Consider the following 618-nt stretch of genomic DNA (forward strand, 5'->3'; position numbering starts at 1 on the left):
AGCGCGTGATGCGGCAGCCCTGCTAGAAGCCCGACGAGGAACAGGGCAAGCGCGAGCAGGTTTCGTATTCGTGGCATGAAGCGGCCTCCTTCGGAAAAAATAAAATCGTGTGGGAAAAGTCTTGCAGCAAGGCACGAGATATGCTACCATAAAGTCATGGAAAGCGAACAAAGACGACGAAATGGAGGGATTTGCGATGGGACTGTCCAGCAGCAATAGCGAAAAGAAGAAAGAGACGGTGTATTATTCCCCCTCCGAAGTTTTGAATGCCGTTTATGACAATGCCCATGCAAACAACGATATGATTGGTGTTATGTTTGACGACATAAAGATGCTACTCGAACAAAATAAGGAACTGCTCAAACAAAATCAAGAAATGATGTCTCGCATCGAACGGTTGGAATCACACTCCGAGAGGCTTCCATCCGAACGAAAACTATCACAGACACAACGTCTCGCGATGTTCTAATAAGGAAGGACAGGTCAGCCTGCCCTTCCTTTATTTTGTGCTGCTTTTCTTGTTGGTAACTGTATCCTTTCTTGCAGCTTCGGTTTTATTTCCTTCATCATCCTTCAAAAACGCATTGTTGCTGTCCCTGCCCATACGGATCTGATCCA

1 protein-coding gene is annotated in these 618 nt (G+C 46.3%); it reads left to right on the forward strand.

Annotated elements, in window-relative coordinates:
* Positions 1-196 precede the first annotated feature (196 nt).
* Positions 197-469: a hypothetical protein gene (locus tag HMPREF1985_RS06440; protein WP_155943530.1), complete on the forward strand. Its 273-nt coding sequence runs from the start codon at positions 197-199 to the stop codon at positions 467-469.
* Positions 470-618: the final 149 nt, after the last annotated feature.

Origin of the sequence: Mitsuokella sp. oral taxon 131 str. W9106 (assembly GCF_000469545.1) — a bacterium.
In the GTDB taxonomy this organism is placed as follows: Bacteria; Bacillota; Negativicutes; order Selenomonadales; family Selenomonadaceae; genus AWVT01.